We start from the raw sequence: 3,117 nt of genomic DNA, 5'->3' as shown, positions 1-3,117 counted from the left end.
GTTCGTCGATCATGCGCGAGGCGTCGGCCTTGCTCAATTCGTCGGGTACGTCCTCGTGTGCTTCGGAGGCAAGAGTGTGCAGGTACGACTCCTGTGCCCCGGTGGCCGGCTCGTCGCCGGTCGTCCAGTCGTCGGGATCCTTGATGGTGTTCGAGGTTGGTTCGGACATGTGTTCCAACTACCCCGGGAAGGTCATCTCCATGCCTGCGAGTGCGCTGAACTGCAACATGAGGTCCACCGGACGGGTGGCCGGCGCGGTCACCGCGAACGGCGTACCCCATGGGTCGCGCAGCTCGGCGATCATGCCGAGACCCATGTCGGTGGGCGCGATCACCATCTCCGCGCCCAGGTCGCACGCGGCGCCCACGGTCGCGGCGCAGTCGGTCACCTCGAACGCGCAGCGCCAGCGGCCCACCCGGCCGCCGGGCGCCAGGCCGGCCATCGCGTCGTGCGCCGGGGTGAGCCAGTCGATGCCGTCGCGCAACAGCCACCCGAGCGCGTCGCCGTAGAACCGCTCGGCGGCGGCCGGGTCGTCGGTTAGCAGCTCCGGCCAGGCCATCGCGCCGGGCTCGCCGGCCATCTGGGCGCCGGCGAAGTCGTCCGCCTGCCACAGACCGAGCAGCGCGCCGGTCGGGTCGGCGACCACCGCGCCCTGCCCGCCGCGGCCGATCGTCGGGCCGCTCAGGCATCGACCGCCGGCCCGCGCGAAGCGCTGCACCGCTTTACCCAGGTCGGGCGCCGCCAGGTAGGTCAGCCACCCGGCGGGGCGCCCGGGGCGCGAACGGGTCAGGCCGGCGACGGCGCGCCCGCGAAGCTTGAAGCGATCACCGGCAGGCTCCCAGCCGAACAGGGACGCGTAGAAATCTTGAGCCCGGCCCGGCTCTGCACTGGCCAGCTCGACCCAGCAAGGGGCCCCCGGCGCGAAACCTCTGATCCGCATGAACCGCTCCATCGTGGACGTCACCGCTTCGGCGATCACCTTACGGCAATCAATACGCTCCGCCACCATCCCGGGGTTCAATGTCGGAAATTAGCGAGTTTCAGTGACGGTACGTGTTCGCGAGTTCGACCGATCCAACAATTGCATCACTGGAGTGACCACGATTCCGTGCACGATGACCGATACCAGAACGACAAATCCGACGGTTGCCCACAAGAGCTCGGCGTCCGGGAACTTGGCGTGCGCCGTCGCGTACGCCAGGTAGTAGAAGGAACCGATGCCGCGGATCCCGAACGCGGCGATCACCGCGTGCTCAGCCCGGCGGCCGGGCGCGCGGAGCAACGAGAGATATCCGGTGAGTGGCCGGATCACCAGAATCAGGGCCAGTCCGGTCAGCGCGGCCGGCCAGGTGAGCGGAGTCAGCAGCCCGCTGACGACCGCGCCGCCGAAGAGCATCAGCAGCAGCACCGTCAGCAGCCGCTCGGTCTGCTCCGCGAAATCGTGCAGCACCTGGTGGTAGTCGTGCGACCGCTCGGCCGACCGGATCCCGCGCGCGGCGATGAAGACCGCCAGGAAGCCGTAGCCGCCGGCGACCTCGACCAGCCCGTACGCGATGAAGGTCGCGGCCAGCGCGAGGAAGCCCTCGGAGTGCCGGGCCAGCCGCAGCGCCTCCTTCCGGGCCCGGAAGAACAGCTTGCCCAGCGCCTTGCCGACGAGCAGCCCGCCGACCACGCCCACGACGCCCTTGTAGAGCACGTCCTGCAGCACCCAATCGCCGGCCCAGCCCAGCCCGGCCACGCCGGCCATGCCGATCGCGGCGTAGACGAACGGGAACGCCAGCCCGTCGTTGAGCCCCGCCTCCGAGGTAAGCGCGAACCGCACCTCGTCCTCGGAGTCCTCCTCGTCGGTCGGCTCGCCGACCTGCACGTCCGAGGCCAGCACCGGGTCGGTCGGCGCGAGCGCGGCGCCGAACAGCAGGGCGGCGGCCGGCACCAGGCCGGCCCACCACCAGCCGAGCAGCGCCATCGCGGCGATGGTGACCGGCATCGCGACGGCGAGCAGCCGCCAGGTCGACGCCCACCTGTGGCGGCCGAGCGGCCGGTCGATCTTCAGCCCGGCGCCCATCAGCGCCACGATCACGCCGACCTCCGTGAGGTGCTCGGCGAGCTTCGGATGGGCGAGCGGATCGACGTCCGGCAGGCCCAGCGGCAGCGCGAAGACGATCATGCCGAGCGCGAGGAAGGCGATCGGCATGGAGAGGGGACGGCGTTCGAGCACACGCGGCAGGATCCCGGCCAGCAGCGCGCCGACGCCGATCAGGGCGAAGAGCAGATCGGACAGTTGCACGCGCTCACTCTGCCCGCAGGCGGAGCTCCGTAACAAAGCTACGGGGTCAGCATCTCGAACCAGACCGTCGAGCCGCGCACCGTCGGATCGGTGCCCCAGCTGTCGCTCAGCTCCTCGATCAGGCCGAGGCCGCGGCCCCGGCTGCTCAGCGCGTCGGTGTGCGCCCGGGTGACGCTGCCCCGGGTGCCGGTGTCGGCGACCGCGACCAGCAGCCGCTCGGCGGTGAGGTCGACGCGCACCTCGGCCGGGGTGCCCGCGTGCAGCAGCGCGTTGGTGGTCAGCTCGCTGGTGCAGAGGATGGCCGCGCCGATCACCGGCTCGGGCACCTGCCACTCGCGCAGTTTCGTGGTCATCCACGCCCGGACCCGGCCCGGGCTGGTCGGCTCGGCCGCCACCTGCAGCGTGGCCGACCGGCTCCGGGCCATCGCCCGCTCGACGGCCAGCACCGCCACGTCGTCGTCGGTCTGCCCGGCCACCGCCGAGGTGGCCAGCGCGCACAGGTTGCGCGGGTCGCTGCTCGCCGCCCCGGCGGCGGCCGCCACCAGGTCGTCGAGGCCGTCGGCCAGCGGGCGGCCACGGCGCTCCACCACGCCGTCGCTGAACATCAGCACTGTGTCGCCCGGCTCGAGCGTCACCACGCCGGTCTGCCACCGGCCGCCCAGCCCGAGCGGCGCTCCCGGCGGGACCTTGACCAGCTCGGCCGTGGCGGGGCCGCCGGACACCCCGGCCCGGCGCAGCACCGGCGGGGGATGACCCGCGCTGGCCAGGGTGACCGTGCCGTCGGCGAGGTCGAGCACCCCGTACACGACGGTCACGAAGATCTCCTCGTT

At 72.0% G+C, this 3,117-nt stretch carries 4 protein-coding genes; all 4 read right to left on the bottom strand.

Annotation, left to right across the window (positions count from 1 at the left end; translation table 11 throughout):
- Nucleotides 1-169, bottom strand: a 169-nt coding sequence (locus tag AB0M20_RS34715) for a DUF3072 domain-containing protein (protein ID WP_364304623.1), incomplete at its 3' end; no start/stop codon positions are given.
- 9 nt (nucleotides 170-178) lie between these two features.
- Nucleotides 179-940, bottom strand: coding sequence for a VOC family protein (locus AB0M20_RS34710; RefSeq protein WP_364304621.1), 762 nt, complete (start codon nucleotides 938-940; stop codon nucleotides 179-181).
- Between the two features lie 90 nt (nucleotides 941-1,030).
- Nucleotides 1,031-2,287, bottom strand: coding sequence for a cation:proton antiporter (locus AB0M20_RS34705; RefSeq protein ID WP_364304619.1), 1,257 nt, complete (start codon nucleotides 2,285-2,287; stop codon nucleotides 1,031-1,033).
- A 38-nt stretch (nucleotides 2,288-2,325) separates the two neighbouring features.
- Nucleotides 2,326-3,117 (bottom strand): ATP-binding SpoIIE family protein phosphatase (locus AB0M20_RS34700; protein ID WP_364304617.1); only part of this gene is annotated, 792 nt, incomplete at its 5' end.

This window comes from Actinoplanes sp. NPDC051633 (assembly GCF_040681735.1).
In the GTDB taxonomy this organism is placed as follows: domain Bacteria; phylum Actinomycetota; class Actinomycetes; order Mycobacteriales; family Micromonosporaceae; genus Actinoplanes.
This window is presented reverse-complemented; position numbering and strand designations above follow the sequence as displayed.